Here is a 26561-nt window from a genome sequence, read left to right as displayed (position 1 = left end):
AAGTGGTATTTTTCAATCCTTCAGTTCTTCTTTGATCATCTCATTAACGCTATCAAAATAGAAATTTTCTTTATCATATTTGACACCAGCATAAATAGCTAAGTCAATGATTTTGTCTAAGAAGGCTTGCGATGAGAAATTTGTTGTTCGGTGTAACTCTTCTTCATCAAAAGGTTTGATAAGGTGAGCTAAGGGATTTCTGACTGACTTTTCAAATTGACGGAGTTCTACAATCAACTCTTTAATATGCTCTGGAAGCTGACTGTATTGTAAAAGCTCCGCTAAACTACGAGACGTTACCTTTGCATCACGGCGAGTGGTTAGGTATTTGTGAAAAATAGCATAATCGCTCTGCTTCATTTCTGCAAAAAGCCATGTGTCATACTGATCGTTTTTAGCATCATGGATAAAATCTTCAAGATTTGGGATTTCACGTTTAGCTAAGCGATAAAAAAGGCGGTAAAGAATTGGGCTAACTGAGCGCACAAAATCAATAATGTTACCATCTCTGACCTTAGCCTCTAAGTCCATGATGTAATTAGCCAGCTGCTCTTCACGACGATGGTTCATAATCAAATCAAAGTCATGATGACGTAAAATGGCTCGATTTTCAGCCTGGTGGGCAAAAACAAAATCAACATTTAGTTCACGACGCTCTTTTAACATTTCCAAAAGGTAGCGACTTTGCGTTGGAAAATCCACTTGCTGCTCTGCTATTTTCCAAGCGTGGTTATAAGCATAGACATCCAAAAGGATGCCTATTGTCTCGTAAATCTCCTGCATTAATCAGCAATAAGAGTCTCAAGACCAACTTTCATCATGTCAGTGAAAGTTGTTTGACGTTCTTGAGCCGTTGTGTCTTCGTCAGCAACAAGGCTATCAGAGATTGTCATGATACCAAGCGCTTGAACACCGTGTTTTGCAGCGAGATAGTAAAGAGCAGCAGCTTCCATCTCAACAGCTTTAACACCAAGTTGACCAAGTTTGACGTTGTTTGCAGCAAAGTCTGAGTAAAAAGCATCAACTGACAAGACACTACCCACGTGAGTTGTCATGCCAAGGTCTTGTGCAATGTGATATGCTTTATCAAGCAAAGTGAAATCAGCGATTTGTGGGAAATCGTATTGTGGCCATTCGTTTTTAATCATGCTTGAAGTTGTTGCAGCAGCTTGTGCCAAAACAAGTTCACGCACGTGAACGTCTTTGTTAAGTGAACCTGCTGTTCCAACACGGATTAATTTTTTAACACCGTATGATTGGATTAATTCAGTCGCGTAAATTGAGATTGATGGCATACCCATACCTGTTCCCATAACGCTGACACGATGACCTTTGTAAGTTCCTGTAAAACCAAGCATACCACGAACATTATTAAAGCAGACGGCATCTTCTAAGAAGTTTTCTGCGATGAATTTTGCACGGAGAGGATCTCCTGGAAGTAAGATTTTATCTGCGATTTCGCCTTGTTTGGCTTCGATATGGATTGACATAAAAATTCCTTTCAATACGTTTAAAAATATTATTTATACAAACAGCTACCGCTACCGCAATGAGTAAAACTGGCAAAGCTTGTAAATTTTGCCCTGTAAATGAGACAACTAGTCCAACTGCTGTCAAAGGGGCATTCATAGTAATGGCCAAGAAAACACTTGACCCAATTAACATGGCTGAGTTCATCGAAATATCTGGAAAAGCTAACTGACAAAGCGCTGCAAACAAGAATCCTAATACCGCCCCCATTGAAAATGACGGGGTCAAGGTACCACCGTAAGCACCATTTTTTAGCGTCAGCAAAACGAAACAAGCTTTGATGACAAGAATAGAAATGGCATAGGACACAGCCATACCATCAAAAGCAGCTTGTGCCAAAGCTCCGCCATTTCCCAAAATCTCTGGAAAATAAAGGGCAAAACTAGCTAAAAGCAAGAAAGTCAAGGGCAACTTCCACAAGATAGCCTCATGAGTCTCTTTTTTAACTTGTGCTTTTTGCGTCAGACGTCGAAAACCTTCTGCAAGTGGCGTGACAAGTACTGCCACCAAGACGGCTAACAGACAAGTGGCAAGATTAAGTGAAACTTGACCACCATGATAAAGGGGTGCATCCGATATAACGAGCCCTGCGATAAGGCTAGCAAAAATACTTGTCAGAGACACAGCCATAACATTCATCAATGAGAGCCCAACACCTAAAGTCTCAAAAGCAAAAAAGATGCTAGCAATTGGTACTTGATAAACTGCTGAGAGACCAGCTGAGGCCCCACAAGCAATGGCAAGGCGGCGGTCTGATAAACTCAGATGCAAAGAATCAGAAATACGACCAGCACCAAGTGCGCCAAGTTCTCGTGGCGCTCCTTCTTTTCCAATCGGAGATCCCGCTCCCACTGAGGCAACCTGCAAGAAGATATTCATCAAATGAATTCCCAACGCAGGGCGTTCAGAGCAAGGATTATCAGCCTTCATCTGAGATTTAACTGAGATAAGACGACGATTTTTTCGTTGAAGCACATACCAGATAAGTGTAGAAATTATCCCTGCAATCACAATCATCAAGAATTGTCTTTGGGAAATAGCTAGCATTTTTTCCTCTTCGCCGTGTCCCAACACAATTTTCTCGACCATTTCTAAAAATTCATGAAGTAAGATACCACCTAAACCAGCCACCAGACTAGTTGCCAGTAAAACTACTCCAAAACGTAAACAATAGCTGAAATTTTGAAATCGATTATTTTGTATAAGCATCTAAAAATTGTTCTAACAAATGATTCATCTGAGAATAATCATAAGTTAAAATTTCTTGTTTTGTCTGGATATAAGGGTGTGTGGCAACTTGTTCATCATAATCAACTTCTTGAGCCAGTAAATCCTGAACCATGTCTTTTGAAAATTCCAAATGACATTGAAAAGCGTAATGCTTGTCACTATACTTGATGATTTGTCGTGGGCAACCTTGACTAGCGGCAAGAATTTGCGCCCCTTCTGTCATGCCTGGCATATCACCGTGCCAATGACCAACAGTCACCGTTTTACCAAAATATGTCAAACGTTTATCAGTTTTACCAGCCTGAGTCAAGGAAATCGGAAAATTTCCGATCTCCTTTTCAGGACTATGTTCAACTGGTGCGCCATAAGCTACACCCAGTAACTGTGCGCCAAGACAAACACCAATGATGCGTTTATCATGTGCGATAGCATCTTTAATCAAAGCCATTTCAGCTTGAGCATCAAAATGCGGGCATTCTTCTACTGTCGTACGAGGGCTCTGCGGTCCCCCCATAACTATGAGTAAATCAATTTTAGAGCTGTCAACTGGTAACTTCTCTCCTTGATAAAGCTTTGTTAGGCTAACCTCATGACCTCGCTTAATCGCCCAATCGTAATAAGCTCCAGGTGCTTCAAAAGCTTCGTGAATAACAAAATGAACTCGCACAGCACACTCCTTTTATCCAAAGACTAAAGATTGTAAATTAAAGTTCTGCCAAAACAGCTTTAACAAGTGTTTTGAAATCTTCTTTGATTTGTTGAGTCACTGCTACGACTTCTTCGTGGTTAAGTGAGCTTTGGAAACCAGCGGCGTGGTTTGTGATTGCAGAAATTCCCAAAACTTTCAAACCTGAGTGAGCAGCAACGATAACTTCTGGAACTGTTGACATACCAACTGCGTCTGCACCAAGTGTTTGGAAAGCGCGGATTTCTGCAGGTGTTTCATAACAAGGACCTGACACACCAAGGTAAACCCCTTCGTCAAGTTTGATACCGATTTTTTCAGCAACTTTGTGGGCAATGGCACGGTAGTCTGCTGTATAAGCATCTGACATATCAGGGAAACGTGGTCCGAAGTCATCAAGGTTAGCACCAATCAATGGGTTTTGACCTGTCATGTTGATGTGGTCTGAGATAGCCATCAAAGTACCAGGACCAAAGCCGATACCACCAGCAGCATTTGTTACGATAAGGCCTTTACAACCAAGGGCTTTCATCACGCGCACTGGGAAAGTTACCAATTCCATTGGGTTACCTTCGTAGAAGTGGAAACGCCCTTGAAGAGCAAGGACTTTGTGACCACCAAGATCACCATAAACCAATTGACCTGCGTGACCTGCTACTGTTGATTTACCCCAGTTTGGAATTTTTTCGTAAGGGATGACAACTGCATTTTCGATTTCTTCGGCAAGTTCACCAAGACCTGAACCTAGGATAAGTCCGAATTCTGGAGCATCACAAGCTTGTGAGACTAAAAACTGACGTGCTTCTTCAATTTTTTCAATAATTGTAGACATGTATTACCTCTTATACTAATTTATCTAAGAATGATTGACCAATCATTGCTTTTTCAACGCCAAAGTTTTCGGCGATTGTTGCTGAGATATCAGCGAAGTGTCCGACTGGCAAGACACCATTACCTTTGAAGGCTGGGCTATAAGCCAACAATGGGATGTATTCACGTGTGTGGTCTGTACCTGTGTAAGTTGGGTCATTACCGTGGTCAGCAGTAATCAATAGAAGGTCATCTTCTTTCATGTTTTCTAAGATTTCAGGCATGCGTTTATCGAAATCTTCCAAGCAATCACGGTAACCTTGAGCGTTACGACGATGACCATACATGGCATCAAAATCTACCAAGTTTGTAAATGACAAACCTTTAGTGAATTCAGGAAGTTGCATTGTCTTGATCAATGTATCAACACCATGCATGTTTGATTTGTTATGTCCCATATCATTTGTGATACCTGAGCCATTAAAGATATCATTGATTTTACCAACACCGTAAGTTGAAATACCAGCATCAGCCAATTTATTCAAAACAGTTGGTCCAAATGGTGACAATGCGTAGTCACGACGGTTAGCTGTACGTGTGAAGTTTCCAGGTTCTCCAACGTATGGACGCGCAATGATACGACCAAGAAGTGCTGGACGTTCTAGTGTGATTGAACGCGCGAATTCACAGATTTTGTAAAGTTCTTCAACTGGAATAACATCTTCGTGTGCAGCAATTTGAAGAACAGGGTCAGCTGATGTATAGATGATTAACTCACCTGTTTCCATTTGACGTGGTCCAAAATCATCAATAACTGCTGTTCCTGAATATGGCTTATTAGCTTCACGAATGACTTTACGTCCTGAAAATTCTTCAATCTTAGTCAGGATTTCTTCTGGGAATCCACCTAGGAACGTATCAAATGGTTCTGTAATGTTAAGTCCCATGATTTCCCAGTGTCCAGTCATTGTATCTTTACCAAGTGACACTTCTTCAAGTTTAGTCGCATATCCAGTTGGTTGTGCTTCTTGTGGCACTGTTTTCAGTGGTGTTTCACGAGGAATGTTTCCAAGTCCAACTTTAGCCATGTTTGGAACATTAAGTCCAACGGTTTTTGAAATGTGACCAAGTGTATCTGAAGCACCATCTGGCACACCAGCATTGACAAAGTTGTTAGCATCTGGTGCAGCACCGATACCAACTGAATCTAACACCACAAGGTGAATACGATTAAATGTTGACATATTTTTCCTAATCTAGGGTGGTTACGGTTAGCACCCAAAACCTCCTAATCATATGCATAGCAAGAATAATTAGAAATAATAATTTTGATAACAGACAAACAGGAGACTATCGGCTATAAATCAGTCAAAACATCTCCTGTAAACTTTCTTATTTAGCTTCTAAAATTTTAACGCCATCTTTTCCGGCAACGATAACTTTATTAACCATACCATTGAAAAGACCATGTTCAACAACACCAACCATAGCTTTCAATTCTTTTCCAAGTTCAACTGGATTTTCAATCACGCCAAGATCAAGGTCGATGATATAGTTTTTCATATCAGTTACAAAGCGTTCGCCGTTTGCCATGCGGTATGATGGTTTGTAACCTTTTTTCTCAAATTCACGGAAAATACGGTCAGCACCATATTGAACGACTTCAACTGGCAATTTGAAAGCACCAAGTTTATCGACTAATTTAGATTCATCGACAACCCAGATATACTCTTTACTTGGTGTTGCAACGATTTTTTCCATAAGAAGGGCACCGCCGCCACCTTTGATACCATTGAAGTTGCTATCAACTTCGTCAGCACCGTCAACAGTAACGTCGATAACATCAATGTCATCAACGGCTTTCAAAGGAATACCAAGGCCTTCTGCTTGAGCAGTTGTTTGACTTGAAGTTGTGACACCAACAACTTTAAGGCCTTCTTCTTTCATACGACGGCCAATTTCTTCCACGAAGAAATAAGCTGTTGAACCAGTTCCAAGTCCAACGACCATACCGTCTTTAACATACTGGGCAGCTGTGACACCAGCCATTTTTTTAAGTTTTTCCATAACAACCTCACCTAATTTATATAAAAAACAAAAAATACCTATTTCCAACTATTTATTATATCATGATTTGGGGTAATTTTGCTAGGATTGATTGCTAGAGAATGTAAACTTCTCTCAATTTTTCTTTTGTGAAAATTCATCAAAAAATTATCTTTCTTCTGCCTTTACTTGAATAATCGCTTTAAGTTGCTTGAAAGGGGCTTTTGAGTTACAATTAAATAAGATTTATTTTGAAAAAAATGTAACAAAAATAGATAGGAATGAATGGTAATGATAACAAAGGAATTCGATACAATTGCTGCGATTTCAACACCACTTGGTGAAGGGGCAATTGGTATTGTTAGACTTTCTGGGACAGATGCATTAGCTATTGCCCAAAAAGTTTATCGTGGAAAAGACCTTAGCAAAGTTGCCTCTCACACTATCAACTACGGTCACATTGTAGACCCTGATAATGATGAGATTCTTGATGAGGTAATGGTGTCAGTTATGCTAGCACCAAAAACATTCACACGCGAAAATGTGATTGAAATCAACACACATGGTGGTGTTGCTGTCACTAATGAAATCTTGCAATTGGTTTTACGCCAAGGAGCTCGTCTTGCTGAACCTGGTGAATTTACCAAACGTGCATTTTTGAATGGCCGTGTTGATTTAACACAAGCTGAAGCTGTCATGGATATTATCCGTGCCAAAACTGATAAAGCAATGAATATTGCTGTTAAACAACTGGATGGTTCACTGTCAAAACTCATCAACGATACGCGTCAAGAAATCCTTAATACATTGGCTCAAGTTGAAGTAAACATTGACTATCCTGAATACGATGATGTTGAAGAAATGACAACAGCATTGATTCGCGAAAAAACACAAGAATTCCAAGAACTTTTGGAAAATCTCTTGCGCACTGCAAAACGTGGTAAAATTCTTCGTGAAGGTTTGTCTACTGCTATCATTGGACGTCCAAACGTTGGTAAATCAAGTCTTTTGAACAATCTTCTTCGCGAAGATAAAGCCATCGTTACAGATATCGAAGGAACAACCCGTGATGTGATTGAAGAATACGTGAACATCAAAGGTGTACCTTTGAAATTGGTCGATACAGCTGGTATCCGTGAAACTGATGACGTGGTTGAAAAAATTGGTGTGGAACGTTCTAAAAAAGCTCTCGAAGAAGCTGATTTGGTTCTTCTTGTCCTTAACAGTTCTGAACCACTCACTAATCAAGACCGTGCACTTCTTGAACTAAGTAAAAATAGTAACCGCATCATCTTGCTTAACAAGACAGACTTGCCAGAAAAAATTGAAGCTGATCAATTACCTGATGATGTCATTCGCATCTCAGTGCTTAAAAATCAAAACATTGATTTGATTGAAGAACGTATCAATCAACTCTTCTTTGATAATGCTGGTATCGTTGAAAAGGATGCCACATATCTGTCAAACGCTCGTCATATTGCTTTGATTGAAAAAGCTGTTCAAAGCCTTCAATCTGTTAACGAAGGCCTTGAAGCTGGAATGCCAGTCGACCTTCTACAAATTGATTTAACCCGTTGTTGGGAAATTCTCGGTGAAATCACTGGTGATGCTGCTCCTGATGAACTCATCACAAAACTCTTCACTCAATTCTGTCTTGGGAAATAAAAAATCGCCAAATTGGCGATTTTTTTGTTATGTCTTCAAATCATTTCTTAAAAAGAAAATCACCAGCCTAACTGGTGATTCAGAATGTAGACAAACCTGCTTTTAACCTAAAATGAATTCTAACTTATCATTGTAATACTTCAATTTTAGGATTCATTTGCGAGCAAAGCGAGCAAGAAAGCGATACTTTTCGCCGTGGTGAAAGTGGCTGAAGACTAATTACATCAGCCACCCGGGAGTTTTGAGACCTTAGACTCAAAACTTAGGCATGGAATTCCGCAGGAAGTCGCTGCCGACGGCACCACCTAAGAAAAGTATCAAAAAAGACTTTTTCTTCAGTCTAAATCACCAGCTTAACTGGTGATTGCCAAAAATTTTACTTCCCATTATTTATTTCTTAAGAATTTCGCTAACTCGTTTTTGAAGTTCTGGGATGACTTCTTCTGCAAACCATGGATTCTTTCTTTGCCAGATGTTATTTCGTGGTGATGGATGAACCAATGGGAAAAAATCGGGAAGGTAATCTTGATAATGTTTTACAGTTTCTGTTAATTTTGCTGAAGATTTTTGGTGCAAGTAATAGCGCTGTGCATAAGAACCTACTAAGATATGCAATTCAATATCTGGAGCTAGCGCTAAAGTACGTTTGTGCCATTTATCAGCAAAACCCTTACGAGGCGCTAAATCACCAGATTTTCCCTTACCAGGAAAATAATAATCCATTGGAACCACTGCAAAAAGTCCTGATTCATAAAAAGTTTCTCGGTCAACACCAAGCCAGTTTCGCAAATTATCACCACTTGGGTCATTCCAATACAATCCTGACTCTTGCGCACGAATGCCAGGAGCTTGTCCAACAATATTAATTCGAGCTGTTTTTGAAACTGTAAAAAGTGGTTTGATACCTTGTTTTGTGTAGCTAGCATTTTGCTCATCAGCCATAATATCAGCCATCAATTGTTCAAGGCTGTCCATATCATCACTTCTTTCTAAAAACAAAGAAGAGTCTTTGTCGTAAAGAACTCTTCTTTTCAATTTAAAGGTTATTATTTGATCAATTCGTAAAGAGCTTCAGCGTAGATAGCTGTTGCACGGTAAAGATCTTCAACGTCAGCAAATTCGTTTGCTTGGTGCATTGTGTTCACATAGTCTGGGAACATAGCACCGAAGGCTACACCACGTTTAAGAAGACGACCAAATGTACCACCACCTATAACTTGTTCGTAACCTTTCAAGCCAGTTTGTTTTTCGTAAACTGAAAGAAGTGTTGATACCAATGGATCATCAGCTGGAACATAATGAGGTGTGTGTTCGTGATCTGAAAGAGTTACTTTTGTCACGCCAGCAAGTTTTTCAAGTTCAGCTTTGATTGTTTGAGCATCTGTACCTTGTGGGTAACGGAAGTTAAGTGTGATTGTGTTGTCATCTGAATTGCGGTCAAATTTGAAGACACCTGCATTCATGCTGAGAGCACCCATTTTGGCATCTGTGTAAGCTACACCAAGGTTTTCACCTGTGAAGTCTTTGTGAAGAACGTTAGCTGTTGTATCAAGGTATACTTTAGCAGCTCCATCAAAGTCAAATTGATCTAAGAATTTTGCAAGGTATGTTGCAGCGTTAAGACCAAGTTCTGGAGTTGATCCGTGAGCTGATTTACCGATAACTGTTGCACGGAAAGCATCGCCTTCTTCTTCAAGTTTAGCTGTTAGGTTTTCAGCAGCAGCAAATGCAGCCAATTTTTCTTGAAGATCAGCCAAAGAGCTGTCTGCAGTAAAGACAGCTGTTGCTGATTCTGGAACCATGTTATCACGAAGACCAGCTTCAAAGGTATTCAATGTGAAAGCACCATTGTTACTTCCTGCGAAGTGAAGGTATTCCGTAATGTTACCTTTTTCACCATTGATAATTGGGAATTCTGCATCTGGTGCAAAACCAAAATCAGGATCTTTCAAACCATTGTGTGCGAAATAGTATTCCATATCGCCCCAACCTGATTCTTCGTCAGTACCAACGATGAAACGAACTTTTTTAGATACTGGCAAACCAAGTTCTTTGATGATTTTAAGACCATAGTAACATGCAAGTGTTGGTCCTTTATCATCTGATGATCCACGCGCATAAAGGCGACCATCTTTAATCACTGGTTCATATGGATCTGTGTCCCAGTCGCTACCTGCAGGCACAACATCCAAGTGAGCAAAGATACCTAGAACTTCATCACCTTCACCAAATTCAAAGTCACCAGCATAGTTATCGATGTTACGAGTTTTGTAACCATCGCGTTCAGCCATTGACAAGAATTGTTCCAACGCTTTAACTGGACCAGGTCCAAATGGGTGTTCTTTGTCAGCTTTGCTGTCATCACGTTCAGAGTTGATGCGCAAAAGTGCAAAGAGATCTTCCATCATGGCATCTTTACGTTTTTCAACTTCTGCTTTAAAGTCTACTGTCATTTCTTATAACTCCTCCATAGGGCTAGTTTTTCCGACGAAAGAAAAACTGCCAATATTTTATCGTTTGAGTCAACTTACCAATAGTAACTCATATTTTAAGATTTGTAAACCTCGTTTGATGATTTTCCAAACCAAGTTTTCTGCATAAATCCTAAATTGGCGCCCTTAACGACGTTCAATAATTTCATCAACTGGCAGGCGATAACTTGGCTCAGGTTTATTATCACTGTAACCAACGGTTATCAAAAGCTCTGGACGAAAACGTTTATCGATTTCTAGAATATCATTAGTTAATGACTTATCAAAACCAAGAATGATATTTGAAGAAATATCCTGGTCGGTCAAAGCAAGAACTAAATTCATAGCAACAATACCAGCATTTAGAGCAAGGTATTCACCTTTACGTTTTTCATCAAAATCAGCATAGCGAGCAGGCAAAGTTTCCATGTAATAACCAAGCTTAGTATTATCCATAGACTTAACACCGATACGCGCGATTTTGCGTGAACGTTGAACCAAATCTGTATCCGTAAAGAGCGCTACAACATACTGAGCTTCTTGGACTTGTTTTTTATTAATCTCTGGAAGATCTTTAGCAAGTTCTTCTTTTTTATCTTGGACAACCACAAACTTCCAAGGTTGAATATTATTAGCACTAGGAGCTAAAGTAGCAATCTCAATAGCTGTGCGCAAATCCTTGTAATCTACAGGTTTGTCATTGAAAGTTTTGACGGCATGGCGCTTTTTGTTCAATTCTAGAAATTTCATTAAGCGACCCTCCTTTTTAAATTCTATGCTTCTTTATTTTATCATTTTTTGAAAGAGTTTACAGCTATTTTGCACGACAGCTACTTTGAAATTTCAAAGTAAAAAGGCCAGAGCTGTGGCTCTAGTCTTTAATCTTCCTAATCAGAATATAAGCTACTGTTGCTATCCATGATAGGATATTAACAACTATCAAGGTTTTGAACCATGCACTGATATGATAAGTAATCGTTAAGGTATTTTTACCTGCTTTTTGCATAACAGTTGGTGTTCCAATACCGGATAGTGTGTAATCTTTATCACTTAATTTCTTACCATTAAGGGTTAATTGGGTATCTTTGTATTTGACTACCGGAATAATTGCCCAGTCACTAACATCTGCAGTCCATGTCAGAGTTAGTTTATTATCACCTTGGGTCTTTTTAAAAGCATCTGTATGCCCCAGAACAAATTCCTCATACAAGACATACTTGTTGTCTTTATTTGATTTATTGGTTGGCAAATAGTCTGGTGTTGATTTTGACACAATATCCAAGAGTTTAAACATGTCTGAGTCATAGAAACTAGCTCGAACATCCGCTGGATTTCCCCAGATAAAGGTATGTTTTTTACGTTGAATGGGATGTTTGGTATTGTAATACTCATCTATTTTTTCCATTTGCAATTGTGATAACTGCGCAAGGCTTAAGACATTAACCACAAGCAATCCTAAGGTTACGAGTTTTGACCATTTCTTATCAAAATAACGATCTAAAACCATGGCTGCTGCTAAAAGCAAAAGTACTGTAGCAGGCACAAAGAAACGGAAAGGAAATTGAATCAAGTTCACCAATGGCAAATTCAGTTTATTAACGGTATACCATGGGAAAATACTAGTTGATAGAACTAGAAAAAGGAAAAATGCTCCCGTGACCACACGCAGCAATTGATCAAAATGACGCCAATGTCTAAATGAAAAATAGAGTTGGTATAACAATACCAAAACTAAAGCTTTTGGCGTTAATAACCATTCTATACTGCGTTGGTTGACCGTCATAATATACAATTTTGAATTGATGAAAGGCTCAACCAAATTGTTACTACGTCCAACATCAATCAGCGCAGCCCAAACATTTGCCGTTAATAGCAAACTTAGTAAAACTGCCTGAATTCCTTTGATAAAAACAATCTTTTTATCATCAGATTTAAAAAAGCCATATAGATAAAATGGTAAATAAGCAACAATTAACAAGAAACAGCTGAGCATATGCACTTGCATCATGACTGCAACTGATATGGCTAAACGTAGCACTCCTACTTTTTTAGTCTTGATAAAATCTACAGCTGGGATTAAACACCAAGGCATAAATGCTGCACCCCAACTTGAAAAACCTTGTCTAAACGTCCAGTATTGAACCGAGAAGGTCATCATGTAAAAGACTGCTACACCAAGGGCTATTTTCGGTTTGACAGAAGCTCTGCGATTCAAACGATACATCGAAAAGCCAGCAATCACACTCAATAAAAAGCGTGATAATAATTGGTAGGTATACCAATTACGGCTAATAAGGACTATGAGCCCCTGAAAGTAAGCAAAATAGGGACCATACAAAGCATTAACAATTCGTCCTGAACTGTAAAAGCCGTACAGCGACATAAAATAACTAAAGTTACCAGTCTTAATTTGCATAGCTGTCTCGTAAAATCGATTATAGTGAAATAGGAAATCACTACCTGCGATAACACCACGAGACATTAATTGGGGAAGCAATAATAAGACAGCAACCAAGACAATCACAAGGCTTGGAAGCCATATGTGCTTTTGACTTAACTGAGAGAGGCCCTGCTTCATTTTTTTAAACATGCGTATCTCCTTAAAAAATCCCTATCCATGTTAGCACAGTTTAAAATAGATTACAAATAGAAATGGAAGGTTCCATGAAATTTTCTATTTTGCTTTCGACATTTTATTGGTTAGTCTTACTTTGCAGCCGACAATACCGATTGGCAAGAATCATAAAATAGCGGAGCTTTAACATGATTAGCTTTCCCACAATCGTAAACCGATTGACAGACAAATAGCAAATCATCTATATTGCCATGAAGAGTCATTATCTTACGAGTTAGTATGTTCTTAGCAAACATATTTTTCATCAAAGGGACTGAAATAAATGTCGGTAAGCGATAAGCCAGCAATTCATTTCGGTAATGTTTTAAAAGAACACCACGCGCCGCAATAATAGCTGAGATTTCACGAATGGCTAACACTGCTTGTTTTAAGCTGGCAGAAGAATTCATAAGCTTTTCTGCAGAAGCACTTGGCTGACTGACATCGCCATATTTTCCTGCTACCGAAACCACTGCTGCATTGATTGCCATGTGAAGCCAAATCCACTCCAACATGTCATATGGTTTTTCCAATTTAATTCGACAATCTAAAAATAATCTTTCAAGATCAGCATAATTTGGAATTGCTGTTTTTTCCTCTTTTTCAAGCATGAAATGATCAAAGACACAGGCTTCCAAGTGTGTCAAGGTACAATGTCCTCCAGCAACTGGGTAACCAAGTACATAATCACGCCCACTCATAAGAGCATCTAGCGACTCTTTATTTTCCCAAATGCCACAGGCAAGAATAACGGTTCCCTTAATATGCAAATCATCAAGACTTTTTACAACGTTTCCTATCTTGCCGGACGGCACACTAACAAAAATAAAATCGTATTCTTTTTGAGAGCAATGCTTGACATCATAGACATCGCTTGTCATCACACCTTGCTTTGCTGTCCTTCCGTCAAGCAAGTCAATATCAAGCATTTTGATGTCCTTCTTATCACTACTTTCTCGGATAAAATGTTCTACTTCATGACCTGCTTTCTCAAAAAGATAAGCATAAGTCGTCCCAATCACTCCCAAACCAACAACTAAAATTTTCATTTTCTCTCCTTAAATTCCCTATTTATAACTCTAAAATCGTGTATTTTGCCTCTTTTAACACTTGCAACGCTCTTTGAAAATCCGTTGTTTTCGTTAAAATGTAATCCGTGTTATAAGTCGAAATGGCAAAGATACCAATATTATTTTCTGCTAAAAGACTTGAAATTTTTGATAAAATGCCAATCAAAGAAAAGTCTAAAACACCCTCGATTCGAAAAGCTGACCAAGTCTTATCAACTGTCAAAGCATTTTCAGGGACAAGTGCAATCGGACAAACAAGTGATTTTTCATCATCTGTTGCCTCAGTAAAAACAAATGGATTTTCCAGATTGACTTGTGAATAATCCTCAACTTGGCAAACAGCAAATTCTTCAGTAATCGGTTTAATAGTTAGCATTGACAGCTTCCTCCTCGCTTAGTTTTTCTTTAACAGCAACAGCGACATTTCGTGGAATGCCACAATTGATAATATCTTCCACGTCTGCTTTTTGAATATTTGGCAAGCTCTTGAAGTGTTTCATGAGTAATTGCTTGCGCTTTGGACCAAGTCCAGCAATGCCATCGAGTTTTGATGAGAATGAATTTTTAGAGCGTAATTGACGGTGGAAAGTAATGGCAAATCGGTGAACTTCATCTTGAATGCGTTGGAGCAAGAAGAATTCTTCAGAATTTCGTGGCAATTCAACCACTTCTAAAGGATCTCCAAAGAGTAATTCATGCGTTTGGTGCTTGTCATTTTTTTGCAGACCAGCAATCGGAATATCAAGACCAAGTTTATTTTCAATGACATCACGCGCCACATTGACCTGACCTTGACCACCATCGATGATAATCAAATCTGGTGGTGTCAATCCATCTTTCATCACACGACTGTATCTACGATAAATAACTTCACGCATGCTGGCGTAATCATCTGGCCCAACAACGGTTTTAATCTTAAATTTGCGGTAATCTTTCTTGCTTGGTTTTCCATTAACAAAAACAACCATCCCAGCAACTGGGCTTGTTCCTTGAATATTTGAGTTATCAAAAGCCTCAATGCGAACTGGTTTTGGAATATTGAGCAATTCACCGATATTTTCAATGGCACCATGTGTTTTACGGATATCTTTTTCTAGCAAATCAAATTTTTGTTGCAAGCTAACACGAGCATTCTTGATGGCTAGATTAACCAACTGCTTCTTCTCACCACGTTGTGGTTTGATAATTTTTGTATCAACAACGGCTTTAACCAAATCAGCATCAATATCCTGTGGAATAAAGATTTCTTTTGGCACAAAGTGTTTGCTATCACAGTAAAATTGTCCCACATAGGTCAAGAAATCCTCTTCAGGGTCATTGTAGTAAGGAAACATATTGACATCACGTTGAATAAGTTTTCCTTGACGAACAAAGAAAACCTGAACACACATCCAGCCTTTATCAACGTAATAACCAAAAATATCACGATCCATCATATCTTGATTCATAACACGTTGTTTAGTGCGAAGGGTTGAAATGGCTTGAAGCAAATCACGGTATTCTGCTGCGCGTTCAAATTCCAACATTTCAGATGCTTTTTGCATTTTCTCCTTAAGTGCATCAACGATTTTATTATCTTGCCCATTTAAGAAATTCTTGACATCTTGTGCCATATTCACAAAGTAATCGTGATCTACATGGCAAATGGTATGGGCTTTACACTGACCAAGATGGTAGTAAAAGCAAACTTTATTAGCTGGGTTTGTACATTTTTTAAACGGAAAAATACGATCCAAAAGTCGCTTAATTTCTGTTGCCGCCCCAGAATCTGGATAAGGACCAAAATACATAGCACCATCTTTTTTGATTTGACGAGTAATCATCAAGCGTGGGTACTGTTCATTCACTGTAATTTTGATAAATGGATAAGATTTATCATCTTTAAGCTTGATGTTGTACTTAGGCATATTTTCTTGAATCAAATTGATTTCAAGAAGAAGAGCTTCGGTATTTGACCCAGTAACGATGTATTCAAAGTCTTCAATTTCAGAAACCAAGAGTTCTGTCTTGGTATTGTGGCTACCGTGGAAATAGCTGCGCACACGATTTTTCAGATTCTTAGCTTTTCCGACATAAATAATCTTGCCGTTTTTATCTTTATGGATATAACAACCAGGGCTATCTGGCAGTAATTCCAATTTATGTTTTATCAGTTCATTCATGCCTCTATTATAACAGAATCACTTTTTCATTGCTTGTTAGGGAATTAGGGAATTTTGAGAGCAAAAAGCCACCTGAATGAGCTCTACAGGTGGCTTTTGCTGTATTTAAGTTCTAAAATAATTTCTTCTTGTTTTTCACTCAAAACAGACTCCGATTCTAACAGTCGCTTCTAGCGTTAATAGATATAGAAAAATCGCAAAAGCGCCTTAAAATCAATCAATCTGTTTTCGGGGAATTTTCAAATTTTCTTCCCACTCATGATAAACTTTTAAAAATCTGTCTTCTTCATCATCATGATAACCCTCAAAAACAACTTCATCAATATTTTCATGTTGGAAAAATAACGTTGAATTTGTTTGCAGTCCTGCTGGATAAAGAACACCAATATAGTCCGCAAAAACCTGTTCACCTGTATCTGGATCTTCAAAAATAGCCCCACGACCAACAATAACTAATTTTTGAGTTCCTTCTTCAAGATAAACAATACTTCCAAGTGGTAACAATTCTTTTGATTTATTCATGTTCTAGTAGCTCCTTGTGTTTTTTCAAATATTTTTTCCCATACCATTCTTCAACGGTTTTACCTTCCCAATTACGGTATTCTTCTGAGTATTTGAGTTTGTAGTAGGCATATAAATAATATGGAAATTCCATAAATATTAGCATTGCGACAACACCAATATTTAAAATAAACCAAGTGGCAAACAACCCCAAACCTTTTAAGGAAGTTGAAAATTCTCCCATGAAAATTAGTAAAAATTGCTTAATAAGTAACATTATCCCTAAAAATGCAACTCCATAAATAGATAGCATTTTGATAATTTTATCTCCCTTTGTAATAATTGATTTTTCCGCATATAATTTCTCTTTCAGAGTGCGATATCTAATCCTAAACATGCAATAACCCAATAGCAAAAGTATTACCATAAAAATCAATATCCCATATATGGTAAGGGTAGGTAATGTAATTTCAATAGCTACCAAATCAACCTCAAATATTAACCAAATAAGATAAGTAACTGTGTGGAAATGAAGACGATAAGGTAAGAGATAAGAACGCTTAATTAATTTCCCAATCAGCACAAATAACAACCATAATAATAAGCAATATAAATATACTTTTTCTGTTAATAATTCATGTTTAGATATTGGAATTGTCAAATTTTCAGCATCATCCCTAAAAGTCATAATAATTGCGACTAGTATAAAATTAAGGCCTATTGGAAAAAGAAGTGTCAATACCAAACTAGTCAGACTAGTTATTAATGTTGGAAATTTTTTTTGAGATAATTTTTTAGTTTTTTCATTTTGTTCCTTCTCATAGTATTGTAAAAATCCATCATCTTCTAAATTCAAACTTTCTTCAAAACTTGCGTTAAATATAGATTTTTTCATTTTTCTATTCCAAATACTTCTTGATACTAACTATAAAAGAACACATCTTATAAGAATAGCCTACAATTGTATTCTACTTTGATATAAGCGGTCCGCTTCTTTATTTTTTATAACCTTCAACTGTAAATTTAGGATATTGAATATTTGAAATGAGTTCATCGTAATTAGCGATCAATTGCTGAAATGACACATCAACATAGCCCAAAAAGAGAACTTCATCAATATCTTCTTTGTTGAAAAAAGCTAAATCCTGATTAACCACTCCTAAAGGAAGAGGCACTGCTCCAAAATCAAAATAACCTTTTTTTCCACCTTTTTCAGTGACAGGAAAAAGTGTCGTAATCATTAAACTCTGCGAACCACCATTCACACGAACGACAGTCCCAATTGGCAAATGCTCTCTCAAATGCTCTCTATTCATTATCTAACTCCTCCAAATATTTCTTAGCCTCACGAACGTAGAAAAGCTCCAGATTTTCATTTGCGATTTGTTGGAAGTTTTCTTTGGCAGCTTCATAATTTCCCGTCAATAATTGATTTTTTGCTTTATAATAATCAAATACTATCTTTTCCAAATTATTTTTTGAATTAAGGCTATCAAAATAATCATCACTATTTTGGCGTTCGATATTTGAGATAGCTTTAACCAATCTAGTCACTGATTTTACTGCTTCGTATTTTTTCGAAAAATCTAACAGTGCATTATATGCATTTTCAAAATGATGTACATCTTTCTTTGCTATAGCAATTAAAGAATCTAAAAAGTAATAATTAATTATAATTCTTTTATTTCCCTTTAGACAATCATTTGCCTTACCTAATAGTTTTTCTGCATTATTAATTCTTCCAAGTAATAAATAAACTAGTGCAACTCTAAAATAGTAACTTGGTTTCGAAAAAAGTGACTTTCTTCCTTCTTGTTCTGGATCAATACTATCAAGTATTTTTAAATAAGTATTTAAATCTAAATGTATTAACAAAACAGAATCTATTTCCTTTAAAAGAGTATTATTAAATACTGCATAACTTATAAGAACTACGGGTGTTAAACAACTTGTTAATACAATCCAAAATATTGTATTAGACTCGATTGAATAGATAAAACTAATGAAAAATAAAGAAATGAATAGTAAGTATAAATATCTTACCCTTTTTGTAAGTTGCTGAACTCTTTCTACTTTTTTCAAAGAGTTTTTTCCTAAAAAACTACTTAAAATACTTTTTCCCATACCACTCTTCAAGAGACTTGCCTTCCCAATTACGATATTCTTCTGGATATTTGAGTTTGTAGTAAACATGCAAATAGGTTGGAAATTCAATAAAGATTACAAGTGCCACTATAGCTATATTTAAAATTCCCCACAGAAAAATAAAATCTATTCCAGTTAAATAACTCGAAAACTCTACTGAAAAAGCCTTAGAAATATATTTAATAATAATTGCTAAACCTAACAGTGAGCCACCATATCCTAAAATTATCTTTGCTAATTTATCACTAAAAGTCACATCGGTTATTTTTTGATACAAACGTTTTTTTAATTCAGAAACCTGTTTTTTTAACATTAAATAACTAAAAAATAATACTACGCAAAAGAACAATAGTATCCCAAAAGTAGATATGTTTGGCAAAGCCAAATCAACTCCGATAAAATTAATTTCAATAATGAACCACAGCAAAAAGGTTATAACATGAAAATGGTAACGATATGGCAACACAAAAGCTTGACTAAAAATTTTTCCAATTAACACCAGCAATAACCAAATTGTTAAACAAATAAGATACACTTCAGCTGTTAAAATCGGTTCTTTCGATATCGTTATTCTTAAACTATTTTCGTCCGAATCATGAAACATCATTGAGGCAACAAGTAGCATAAAATTCATCAAAATCGGACCTATTAAAGTCAAAATAACACCTTGTATTCTCAGTGATATTTTCGGTTTTCCATTAACATAGTATTTCTCTAACTTTGAAAAAACGTCTTTTTTCTGATACTGTAAAAATCCATCGTCTTCTAAATTCAAACTTTCTTCAAAACTTGCGTTAAATAGTGATTTTTTCATATTAGCCATCCAACGCCCACTACCTTTCCAATTTTTTTCAAATGCTTGCCCAAACTCTCTATCAGTCATTTTTTAATTCCTCCAAGTATTTCTTAGCCTCACGAACATAGAAAAGCTCTGGATTTTCATTTGCGATTTGTTGGAATTTTGCTTTGGCAGCAGGTTTATTTTTTTGAATTAGCTGATTTCTTCCCTCATAGTAATCAAACATCAATTGAACCAATTTTTTACTAGATATCATTTTAGAAAATACTAATGAACTTTCATTTAAAATGATTAATTGACGTATTGCCGAACAATTTTGTAAAAGAGTTTCTTTAAACTTTTTGTTCTTTTTGTTTTTTAAATTAATATTCTCTAACTCTAAAAAAAGTTGATTAATATAGTTATCATCCTTAAAAGAGTGAATCGCACTCAAAATGTGGTAATATTTTTGGACTAGCAAACTATTCTCTGACACATTTTTTGAAACAATTAATTCACTATCAAATGCTAAACACGCAGCTTCAAAATTTCCTCTGTAGAAATCAACAATTATTCGATTAGTTAAATTAATATTTTGCTTCTCATTTTTTTGTTTTTGTGAGATATAATCTAAGTAAGAAAGATATCTCTTTATATCAAGATTTTGATACAATATATCCTCGATTAGTTGTCTATCTCTTTGATTTTTCTTAAAAAGATAAAATAGTAAACCAAAGTAAATAACTGCAACAAACGTGGATGGCACTGTTAATTGAAAATGATTTTTTAAAATACTAATTATAATAAAACTTAGAAGCAAAATCAAAATAGGAAAAAAATCAGAAATCTTTTTTTAGGTTTAAAATAAAGCTTCTCATTTGATAGATTATCCATATTATTAGTTAACGGCATTAGAGCCCTCCTTTATCATCCTTATCACCATCTATAAGGTTAAAGTTTTATAGTCATATATCCAACCACTCTGATCCTCGTGTTTTTCCCCTACCATCTCTCAAGTATTAGCCTTGTTCGTATGTTCCATTAATGAATTTATGTTTTTTCAAATATTTCTTTCCATACCATTCTTCAAGAGATTTACCTTCATACTTTCGATACTGTTCAGGATATTTAAGTTTGTAATAAGCCTGTAAAAAATAGGGAGTTCCTATAAATATTACAACTGCAGGCACTAGAATATTCCAAATCAGGAAAAGCAACAACATTCCTAAATCTTCGAAAGAACTTAATTTATTTCCTAAGAAGATAGATAAAGTTCTCTGAAGAATCACTGCTAGCCCTAGTACCCCCATACCATAAGCACCAATTATTTTTGCAAGTCTATCTTGTAATCTAGGCTCGCTATTATTATTGAACATATTTTTCTGTAGTGCTTTTACTTTTGTGGTAGTCATAAAATATAGTAAAAAAATCCATATAAAAGCATAACCTACAATAAATATAATCGATAAATTAGACAGCAAGACACCTAGAAGTGTTAAATTTGCTTCAATACATAAAATAATCATATAGGTAAAATTATGAAATTGATAACGATAAGGCAAAATAAAGGCTGGCTTAAAAAATTTTCCTATAACTACAAATAGTAACCAAACAGATAGCAAAAATACATAAACTTGCCATGGGAAGAAATTTTGGCTAGCAGGTTGCAGCCTAAGTTCTCCTAAATCATTCGTTGTGAATTTACTAGCTCCTAAACTAAGTAAATAGTTAAAACCAACTGGAAAAAGCAAAGTTAATACGAAAGCTTGCATTTTAAAACTAAATGTTGGCTTCCCGTTAATAACCTTCCGTGCTAATTTATCATGTTGCTCTTGTTGCAATTTTCGAAAACCATCATTTTCCAAATTAATACTTTCTTCAAAACTTGCATTAAATATTGATTGCTTTGTACTATCCAATTCCTAACACCTTTCCAACTTTTTCCTTCTTAACGATATAATTCCGTAATCATTCAAAATCAATATTAAAATAAAAAGACACAATTGTGCCCTTTATTAATACGCATAACCAACTAAAATAATGACTTTTTCTTCTTCATCATCTGGTAAAACATGATAAAACGGAGTGTTCAATTCTCGGTCATTTGTTCCAATGTCCACAATAATCGTGTGTATGCTTCTTTAGTTAGTTTCTCATAATCGTGATTAATTGCTGTTAAAATGACATTATCAATTTCAAAATAAGACGAAAATTTCATTCCTTTAATGTCAATATAGTCTTCCTCGACTGGTAGGAAAAATTCAATATCCATATCACCGTCTTCTGGCACGTTATTTAAGCTATAAACAAGCGGTCCTGATGGATGTGCGCCAGCCGTTTCTACCGCAGTTAAAAAAGTATCCAATTCTTTTTTTAATTTCGTAATATGAAAAATCTTTCGTTTTCTAACAACATTTTGTGCTCGAAAAGTATCCTGAACAGCAACTCCCTCAGCTACAATATATTCCATTAGTCTACCTCCAAATCACTATATACATCAATCATTAACTCATCATCTGAAGAAAGTGATAAAACATGATAAACCGCTAAACGTTCATGCTCATCTTCCGAATATTTTGAAGCCAAATACGTATAATAGTCAGCTAATTCTTCTGAGCTAATCTGCGCAAAATCTTCGCTGTCAATCAATAGACTTTCTTTAAATAATAACTGAGGTTCTTTATCTGTTGGATTAATCGCATTGCCAAATGTTGTAAATATTTCAATATCACTCTTGCTACTTGATAAAGGGTAGAATTTAAAATAAACTGGTCCGTCTGAATAAATCACATCCAGCATATCTCCTATAAATTCTTGACAAGACGTATAGGCTTCTGCACACAATTCTTCTAAAATAAATTCTTCAGGCAAACTTGCTTCAAAGCCAACGATTTGAACGAGACTTAATTTTTTCGATTTAATATCCATTTCTATCTCCTAAAGCTCATCAATCTCTTCTGGATGTTGTTTGGCATAAAGCGCTGCGTAAAAAGCATCTACTACCAAAGCTGGAATGACAAGTGAAAATAGTATTCCGATAACAAGCCCAAATACATTCTCCAAGTAACCTGTTAAAAGTGGTGGAACAAAAACTACTAAACCGAAAATAAGCAAAAAATTACTTGAGAATAACTTATTATCCCCACTATTAAATTTCGATTCTTTTTCTCGGTATGCACCGTTTGTACGACGATCTCGTCTGTAGAAGTAAGGGTAGACAAAGAAAGTCATGATAAGAGAGAAGGCTAAAAAAATAAAAGAAAATAGTTTAAAAACAAATGAATAGGTACTAGAATAAAAATCATCTCCTCCTACAAGCATCATCAAGCTGATAAAATCTAATCCAATCAATGTTATAAAAAATGTTATCGAAAGAAAAATATAAGTCAAAACACTAAATTTTTCTATGATAATATTAAAAAATGAATATATTATACTAATAATGCTAAATACAAGACAGCATAAAAAAAGATTTTCAATAAAGTTAACACCATTGAATTTTGCTGCACTATAAAATAAGAGACTTACAAAAAAATTTATCCACGGAAAAATTTTAATGTAACCTAACCCCACTCCGTTTGTAATTAAAGGGCCATGATAACGCTCTAAAATGACTGTTTCTTGCTGTTTTTTTATTTTACTCATAATCCAAATTTCCCTGCTAATCCTTTCAAACCATCTTTGGCATAATTATTTACAGATTTTTTTCCAAACCATCCTTTATTCATAGCCCAAGAAAAGGCAATACCTGCTGCAGCTCCCGCCACTGTTCCTAGAGGCCCACCAACAGCTGTTCCTATTGCAGCACCTGCAGCTGCTGCACTTGAGCTTGATACAACATCGACTGTAGTGTCTACTGCAAAATTTCTGACTTTTTCTTTTGTAGATGATCTTCTATCGTCAATAAAGTCAGTTTTGATGTTAGAACCAATCGTCATTACCGTCCCTGCAAAGCCTAAAACCTTGCCAGCTTTAGAGAAATTAGAAGCCTCTTTAAACCCTTTAAATTCATTAAGTGGGTTAATTGTTGATTTAAAATTATCTTTTAGCCCAGATTTAAAAGCTTCTTTTCCTGAAGTTCCGACACCTTTCCAGTCTATTTCTACTTTTCCATTTGCCTTAAGTTTTCGACCATTGTAAAGTGTTGTCTTTTCAAATGAAAAATCCTCACCAACAATATCTTTATACTCTTTCGTTCCTCTAGAGTAAAGATGAGCTGATTTCCCCTTAACAGGCTTTTTATATAAGAAACGTCCATCTAACTTAACACGACCTTTTGAGTCTACCGTCATCTCTCGACCACCAATAAATCGCTTCTGTTTTAATGCTTTATCAGTTGAATCTAAAATTTTTACAACTTTTTTGCCTTTACCAGCAGATTTTTTAGTCTTAGTAAGCAATATTCCAGCTTGAACTTCTAAGGGAGTAGTTTCGAGTAAATACCCACTATATTTAGAGTCATACAAATTCTTGGCGAGTTCGTTTTTTAAGTGGTTTTTCCTAGCTTTGCCATTAACGACTGATTTAACTTCTTTAACTTCCGTTTTGAAGTCTGTTTTCTTGTAAAAGTTCTTAGCTTTTTTGCTTGTATATGAGCTGCTACCTAGGTCTGACAAACTACTGATTTGCGTGTTCTGTTCGTCTAAAACATCGCCTACTTCGCTTGTAAAGACAGTATTATTAAAAATCCCCATGTCCTTGATGGTGTTGGTAAGGACTTTTTTGCCACCTTTGAATTCTGAGACGGCATCGTCTGTTGTCACTTTGATCAGTGCGACAATGTCTGCGACTTCATCAATAGCCTTGTTAATGGCATCTGAGCTAGTTTTTAACTGCTCTAGTGGCGAATCGAATTAATCTACCATCTGCTGCAAAACGTCCGTATCAATAATAGCGCTATCACTGTTTTCGCTGACAATACTCTTAAAAGTGCTGATAAGATTGTCATAGCCCTGCGAAATAACCTCCAAACTGTTCACATAATTGGTCAACAAAGGCACTTGGTAGTTATTGATTTTATTATCAATAGCATCTTTGACGTCACCTTTTAGAGCATCAGAATTTGCAGCGCTCTTTAGCTTTTTCTTGGCACTTGAAAGTTGACTCTTGGTCTTACTAATCGAGCTTTTGAGGCTATCACGTTGTTCTATGACCTCGCTCATCTTAATCTTCATAAATCTCTCCCAAAATTTAACCGATTTTTTCTAATCATTATAACATAAATTGAAACAGTTTTCAGAATAAAACAAGCCAAAAACCACCTGAATGAGCTCCACAGGTGGCTTTTGCTGTATTAGGATAATAAAAGGAGAGCTAATTAATTATTTGGGACAAAAACCAGGTGTTCGTTGACAAAAGCGTCAAAGCCAAGTTCGCTTAATTCGCGACCGTAGCCTGAGTTTTTAATGCCGCCAAATGGGATTTCTGGGTGTGATGTCCAACCAGAATTGATAAATGACATACCTGTTTCAATCTTGGCTGCCACTTCTTTGGCGTTGTCAAGATTCTTAGAAAAAATAGTCCCACCAAGACCATAGCTTGAGTCGTTTGCAAGCTCAATGGCTTCTGCTTCGGTGTCCACTTTGTAAATTGAAGCTACTGGACCAAAGATTTCTTGATTAAAAATTGGATTTTCTTTAGTGATGTTTGTCAAAACTGTTGGCATGACAAAGTTTCCTGGGTGATCAATGGGTTCATCACCATAAACCACTGTTGCACCATTTTCTTTAGCTAACTTGATTTGACCAAGAACTTCTTCTTTTGCGGCGGCTGAAGACAATGGTGCGAGAGTTGTCGCTGGGTCCATTGGGTCACCCCATTTCGCTGACTTAAAGTGTTTAACCACCATATCAACGAACTTGTCATAATTTTCTTGACCGACAACCACAAAACGTTTTGATGACGTACAAACTTGACCGGCATTATAAAGACGTGCAAAGAAGATTATCTTATCAAGCAAATCAAAGTCAGCATCTTCTAGGATAAGAAAGGCATCATTACCACCGAGTTCCATTGATGATTTTTTAAGATTAGCGCCTGCTTCTGCTGCAATTGAGGCACCACCACGTTCAGAACCTGTCAAACAAACACCAACGACACGTGGGTCTGCGATTGCTTTTGAGACTTGGTCGTAAGATAAGAAAAGATTCTTAAAAGCACCAACTGGTGCACCAGCTTCCAAAACCAAATCGTCAAAAGCTTGTGCTGATGCTGGACAGATTGAAGCATGTTTCAAAATCATCGGATTTCCAATCATGAAATTCGGAGCAAAAACGCGCATGATTTGATAGAATGGGAAATTCCATGGCTCAACAGCTACCAATACACCCGTGGCTTGCTTGATATAATAAGCATCACCATTGATATTTTCTAGCGAACGTGGTTTGAGGAATTCTTCGGCTTTATCAGCGTAATAATCCGCAATTTCTGCACAAAGTTCGACTTCACCTTTAGCTTCCGTGAACAATTTTCCCATATCTTTTGTCATCACTTCAGCGTATTTATCAACGTCTCGACGCAAGAGCTCCGCAATTTTATGTAATTGAACTTTTCTCTCGTCCAATCCACCTTCAGCACGCCATTTTTTATAAAGTGCATGTCCATTTGCCAAAGCAACTTCTAAATCTGCATCTGTCGCGTTATCAAATGTTTTTAGAACTTCGTTTGTGTAAGGGTAAGTTGTTTTGTATGCCATAATATCTCCTTTTCCTCTTGCTTAAAACAATACCTTAAATTAGTTAATATCTCCTAAGCAAGTCCGTATGGTTCCATTATAGCACTCTAGGAAACGTTTTCAAGAATTAAGCGTAGTTTCAAAAAAAGAAGCTGAGTATTTTTACTCAACTTCTTCACTA

Annotated in this window: 27 protein-coding genes and 1 pseudogene; 1 reads left to right on the top strand and 27 read right to left on the bottom strand. The window is 36.4% G+C overall.

Features of this window, described 5'->3' with window-relative positions:
• Positions 1-12 precede the first annotated feature (12 nt).
• The 7 genes from BLP98_RS04380 to rpiA all read right to left on the bottom strand — a co-directional run bounded on the left by BLP98_RS04380 (position 13) and on the right by rpiA (position 6322).
• The gene (locus BLP98_RS04380) at positions 13-783 is read right to left on the bottom strand and encodes a LytR family transcriptional regulator (protein WP_074482090.1); all 771 of its coding nucleotides are present in this window, start codon (positions 781-783) and stop codon (positions 13-15) included.
• Positions 783-1490 carry a purine-nucleoside phosphorylase gene (deoD, locus tag BLP98_RS04375; protein ID WP_074482089.1) on the bottom strand — a complete coding sequence of 236 codons (708 nt, stop codon included), beginning with the start codon at positions 1488-1490 and terminating at the stop codon, positions 783-785. The genes BLP98_RS04380 and deoD overlap by 1 nt, the downstream gene beginning before the upstream one ends.
• The gene (locus BLP98_RS04370) at positions 1447-2739 is read right to left on the bottom strand and encodes a chloride channel protein (RefSeq protein ID WP_074482088.1); all 1293 of its coding nucleotides are present in this window, start codon (positions 2737-2739) and stop codon (positions 1447-1449) included. Before BLP98_RS04370 ends, deoD begins: the two co-directional genes overlap by 44 nt.
• On the bottom strand, positions 2723-3427 hold the full coding sequence (locus BLP98_RS04365) for a type 1 glutamine amidotransferase (protein WP_074482087.1): 705 nt from the start codon (positions 3425-3427) through the stop codon (positions 2723-2725). Before BLP98_RS04365 ends, BLP98_RS04370 begins: the two co-directional genes overlap by 17 nt.
• Before the next feature lie 37 nt (positions 3428-3464).
• Positions 3465-4277, bottom strand: coding sequence for a purine-nucleoside phosphorylase (locus BLP98_RS04360; RefSeq protein WP_074482086.1), 813 nt, complete (start codon positions 4275-4277; stop codon positions 3465-3467).
• A gap of 10 nt (positions 4278-4287) precedes the next feature.
• Complete coding sequence (locus BLP98_RS04355; RefSeq protein ID WP_074482085.1) at positions 4288-5499, bottom strand: phosphopentomutase; 1212 nt, start codon at positions 5497-5499, stop codon at positions 4288-4290.
• A 148-nt stretch (positions 5500-5647) separates the two neighbouring features.
• On the bottom strand, positions 5648-6322 hold the full coding sequence (rpiA, locus tag BLP98_RS04350) for a ribose-5-phosphate isomerase RpiA (RefSeq protein ID WP_074482084.1): 675 nt from the start codon (positions 6320-6322) through the stop codon (positions 5648-5650).
• A gap of 270 nt (positions 6323-6592) precedes the next feature.
• Between rpiA and mnmE the strand changes: the two genes are divergently transcribed.
• Positions 6593-7966, top strand: a complete 1374-nt coding sequence (gene mnmE / locus BLP98_RS04345) for a tRNA uridine-5-carboxymethylaminomethyl(34) synthesis GTPase MnmE (protein ID WP_074482083.1) — start codon at positions 6593-6595, stop codon at positions 7964-7966.
• A 390-nt stretch (positions 7967-8356) separates the two neighbouring features.
• Here the strand turns inward: mnmE and BLP98_RS04340 are convergent, their stop codons facing one another.
• The 20 genes and pseudogenes from BLP98_RS04340 to BLP98_RS04250 form a co-directional block, all read right to left on the bottom strand.
• Positions 8357-8941, bottom strand: a complete 585-nt coding sequence (locus BLP98_RS04340; protein WP_074482082.1) for a uracil-DNA glycosylase family protein — start codon at positions 8939-8941, stop codon at positions 8357-8359.
• A gap of 71 nt (positions 8942-9012) precedes the next feature.
• A complete protein-coding gene (gene pepV, locus BLP98_RS04335) occupies positions 9013-10419 on the bottom strand; it encodes a dipeptidase PepV (RefSeq protein WP_074482081.1) in 1407 nt (468 codons plus the stop codon).
• A gap of 165 nt (positions 10420-10584) precedes the next feature.
• Positions 10585-11187 (bottom strand): nitroreductase family protein, encoded by a 603-nt coding sequence (locus BLP98_RS04330; RefSeq protein ID WP_074482080.1) that lies wholly within the window; start codon positions 11185-11187, stop codon positions 10585-10587.
• A gap of 121 nt (positions 11188-11308) precedes the next feature.
• A complete protein-coding gene (locus tag BLP98_RS04325) occupies positions 11309-13027 on the bottom strand; it encodes a hypothetical protein (protein WP_074482079.1) in 1719 nt (572 codons plus the stop codon).
• A 116-nt stretch (positions 13028-13143) separates the two neighbouring features.
• Positions 13144-14100 (bottom strand): ketopantoate reductase family protein, encoded by a 957-nt coding sequence (locus BLP98_RS04320; RefSeq protein ID WP_074482078.1) that lies wholly within the window; start codon positions 14098-14100, stop codon positions 13144-13146.
• Positions 14101-14122: 22 nt separating this feature from the next.
• Entirely contained in the window at positions 14123-14497 is a 375-nt protein-coding gene (locus tag BLP98_RS04315) for an ACT domain-containing protein (protein ID WP_074482077.1), read from the bottom strand.
• Positions 14484-16283 carry an excinuclease ABC subunit UvrC gene (uvrC, locus tag BLP98_RS04310; RefSeq protein ID WP_074482076.1) on the bottom strand — a complete coding sequence of 600 codons (1800 nt, stop codon included), beginning with the start codon at positions 16281-16283 and terminating at the stop codon, positions 14484-14486. The genes BLP98_RS04315 and uvrC overlap by 14 nt, the downstream gene beginning before the upstream one ends.
• 213 nt (positions 16284-16496) lie before the next feature.
• Positions 16497-16805, bottom strand: a complete 309-nt coding sequence (locus BLP98_RS04305; RefSeq protein WP_074482075.1) for a DUF4176 domain-containing protein — start codon at positions 16803-16805, stop codon at positions 16497-16499.
• On the bottom strand, positions 16798-17679 hold the full coding sequence (locus tag BLP98_RS04300; RefSeq protein ID WP_074482074.1) for a hypothetical protein: 882 nt from the start codon (positions 17677-17679) through the stop codon (positions 16798-16800). Before BLP98_RS04300 ends, BLP98_RS04305 begins: the two co-directional genes overlap by 8 nt.
• A 100-nt stretch (positions 17680-17779) precedes the next feature.
• Positions 17780-18100: a DUF4176 domain-containing protein gene (locus tag BLP98_RS04295; RefSeq protein WP_234792792.1), complete on the bottom strand. Its 321-nt coding sequence runs from the start codon at positions 18098-18100 to the stop codon at positions 17780-17782.
• Positions 18093-18908 carry a hypothetical protein gene (locus tag BLP98_RS04290; RefSeq protein ID WP_074482073.1) on the bottom strand — a complete coding sequence of 272 codons (816 nt, stop codon included), beginning with the start codon at positions 18906-18908 and terminating at the stop codon, positions 18093-18095. The genes BLP98_RS04295 and BLP98_RS04290 overlap by 8 nt, the downstream gene beginning before the upstream one ends.
• Entirely contained in the window at positions 18886-19812 is a 927-nt protein-coding gene (locus tag BLP98_RS04285; RefSeq protein WP_234792791.1) for a hypothetical protein, read from the bottom strand. Before BLP98_RS04285 ends, BLP98_RS04290 begins: the two co-directional genes overlap by 23 nt.
• Positions 19805-20533 (bottom strand): hypothetical protein, encoded by a 729-nt coding sequence (locus BLP98_RS04280; RefSeq protein ID WP_074482072.1) that lies wholly within the window; start codon positions 20531-20533, stop codon positions 19805-19807. Before BLP98_RS04280 ends, BLP98_RS04285 begins: the two co-directional genes overlap by 8 nt.
• Positions 20534-20726: 193 nt before the next feature.
• On the bottom strand, positions 20727-21626 hold the full coding sequence (locus BLP98_RS04275) for a hypothetical protein (RefSeq protein ID WP_074482071.1): 900 nt from the start codon (positions 21624-21626) through the stop codon (positions 20727-20729).
• 96 nt (positions 21627-21722) lie between these two features.
• Positions 21723-22177: pseudogene (locus BLP98_RS04270) on the bottom strand (DUF5085 family protein).
• Entirely contained in the window at positions 22177-22635 is a 459-nt protein-coding gene (locus BLP98_RS04265; protein ID WP_074482070.1) for a hypothetical protein, read from the bottom strand. The pseudogene BLP98_RS04270 and the gene BLP98_RS04265 overlap by 1 nt, the downstream one beginning before the upstream one ends.
• A gap of 9 nt (positions 22636-22644) precedes the next feature.
• Complete coding sequence (locus BLP98_RS04260; RefSeq protein ID WP_074482069.1) at positions 22645-23352, bottom strand: hypothetical protein; 708 nt, start codon at positions 23350-23352, stop codon at positions 22645-22647.
• Positions 23349-24401 carry a hypothetical protein gene (locus tag BLP98_RS04255; RefSeq protein ID WP_234792790.1) on the bottom strand — a complete coding sequence of 351 codons (1053 nt, stop codon included), beginning with the start codon at positions 24399-24401 and terminating at the stop codon, positions 23349-23351. Before BLP98_RS04255 ends, BLP98_RS04260 begins: the two co-directional genes overlap by 4 nt.
• A gap of 159 nt (positions 24402-24560) precedes the next feature.
• On the bottom strand, positions 24561-24881 hold the full coding sequence (locus BLP98_RS09545) for a T7SS effector LXG polymorphic toxin (RefSeq protein ID WP_234792789.1): 321 nt from the start codon (positions 24879-24881) through the stop codon (positions 24561-24563).
• 143 nt (positions 24882-25024) lie between these two features.
• Positions 25025-26401, bottom strand: coding sequence for an NAD-dependent succinate-semialdehyde dehydrogenase (locus BLP98_RS04250; protein ID WP_074482068.1), 1377 nt, complete (start codon positions 26399-26401; stop codon positions 25025-25027).
• Between the last annotated feature and the right edge of the window lie 160 nt (positions 26402-26561).

The sequence above is a fragment of the Streptococcus equinus genome, assembly GCF_900104225.1.
GTDB lineage: Bacteria > Bacillota > Bacilli > Lactobacillales > Streptococcaceae > Streptococcus > Streptococcus equinus_D.
The sequence above is the reverse complement of the archived record's forward strand: the minus strand, read 5'-3'. Positions and strand labels throughout refer to the sequence as shown.

Coding starts and splice junctions, on each gene's coding strand:
- BLP98_RS04380 (WP_074482090.1), bottom strand. CDS start 783: ATGCAGGAGATTTACGAGACAATAGGCATCCTTTTGGATGTCTATGCT.
- deoD (WP_074482089.1), bottom strand. CDS start 1,490: ATGTCAATCCATATCGAAGCCAAACAAGGCGAAATCGCAGATAAAATC.
- BLP98_RS04370 (WP_074482088.1), bottom strand. CDS start 2,739: ATGCTTATACAAAATAATCGATTTCAAAATTTCAGCTATTGTTTACGT.
- BLP98_RS04360 (WP_074482086.1), bottom strand. CDS start 4,277: ATGTCTACAATTATTGAAAAAATTGAAGAAGCACGTCAGTTTTTAGTC.
- BLP98_RS04355 (WP_074482085.1), bottom strand. CDS start 5,499: ATGTCAACATTTAATCGTATTCACCTTGTGGTGTTAGATTCAGTTGGT.
- rpiA (WP_074482084.1), bottom strand. CDS start 6,322: ATGGAAAAACTTAAAAAAATGGCTGGTGTCACAGCTGCCCAGTATGTT.
- mnmE (WP_074482083.1), top strand. CDS start 6,593: ATGATAACAAAGGAATTCGATACAATTGCTGCGATTTCAACACCACTT.
- BLP98_RS04340 (WP_074482082.1), bottom strand. CDS start 8,941: ATGGACAGCCTTGAACAATTGATGGCTGATATTATGGCTGATGAGCAA.
- pepV (WP_074482081.1), bottom strand. CDS start 10,419: ATGACAGTAGACTTTAAAGCAGAAGTTGAAAAACGTAAAGATGCCATG.
- BLP98_RS04330 (WP_074482080.1), bottom strand. CDS start 11,187: ATGAAATTTCTAGAATTGAACAAAAAGCGCCATGCCGTCAAAACTTTC.
- BLP98_RS04325 (WP_074482079.1), bottom strand. CDS start 13,027: ATGTTTAAAAAAATGAAGCAGGGCCTCTCTCAGTTAAGTCAAAAGCAC.
- BLP98_RS04320 (WP_074482078.1), bottom strand. CDS start 14,100: ATGAAAATTTTAGTTGTTGGTTTGGGAGTGATTGGGACGACTTATGCT.
- BLP98_RS04315 (WP_074482077.1), bottom strand. CDS start 14,497: ATGCTAACTATTAAACCGATTACTGAAGAATTTGCTGTTTGCCAAGTT.
- uvrC (WP_074482076.1), bottom strand. CDS start 16,283: ATGAATGAACTGATAAAACATAAATTGGAATTACTGCCAGATAGCCCT.
- BLP98_RS04305 (WP_074482075.1), bottom strand. CDS start 16,805: ATGAATAAATCAAAAGAATTGTTACCACTTGGAAGTATTGTTTATCTT.
- BLP98_RS04300 (WP_074482074.1), bottom strand. CDS start 17,679: ATGAAAAAATCTATATTTAACGCAAGTTTTGAAGAAAGTTTGAATTTA.
- BLP98_RS04295 (WP_234792792.1), bottom strand. CDS start 18,100: ATGAATAGAGAGCATTTGAGAGAGCATTTGCCAATTGGGACTGTCGTT.
- BLP98_RS04290 (WP_074482073.1), bottom strand. CDS start 18,908: ATGGGAAAAAGTATTTTAAGTAGTTTTTTAGGAAAAAACTCTTTGAAA.
- BLP98_RS04285 (WP_234792791.1), bottom strand. CDS start 19,812: ATGACTGATAGAGAGTTTGGGCAAGCATTTGAAAAAAATTGGAAAGGT.
- BLP98_RS04265 (WP_074482070.1), bottom strand. CDS start 22,635: ATGGATATTAAATCGAAAAAATTAAGTCTCGTTCAAATCGTTGGCTTT.
- BLP98_RS04260 (WP_074482069.1), bottom strand. CDS start 23,352: ATGAGTAAAATAAAAAAACAGCAAGAAACAGTCATTTTAGAGCGTTAT.
- BLP98_RS04255 (WP_234792790.1), bottom strand. CDS start 24,401: ATGGGGATTTTTAATAATACTGTCTTTACAAGCGAAGTAGGCGATGTT.
- BLP98_RS09545 (WP_234792789.1), bottom strand. CDS start 24,881: ATGAAGATTAAGATGAGCGAGGTCATAGAACAACGTGATAGCCTCAAA.
- BLP98_RS04250 (WP_074482068.1), bottom strand. CDS start 26,401: ATGGCATACAAAACAACTTACCCTTACACAAACGAAGTTCTAAAAACA.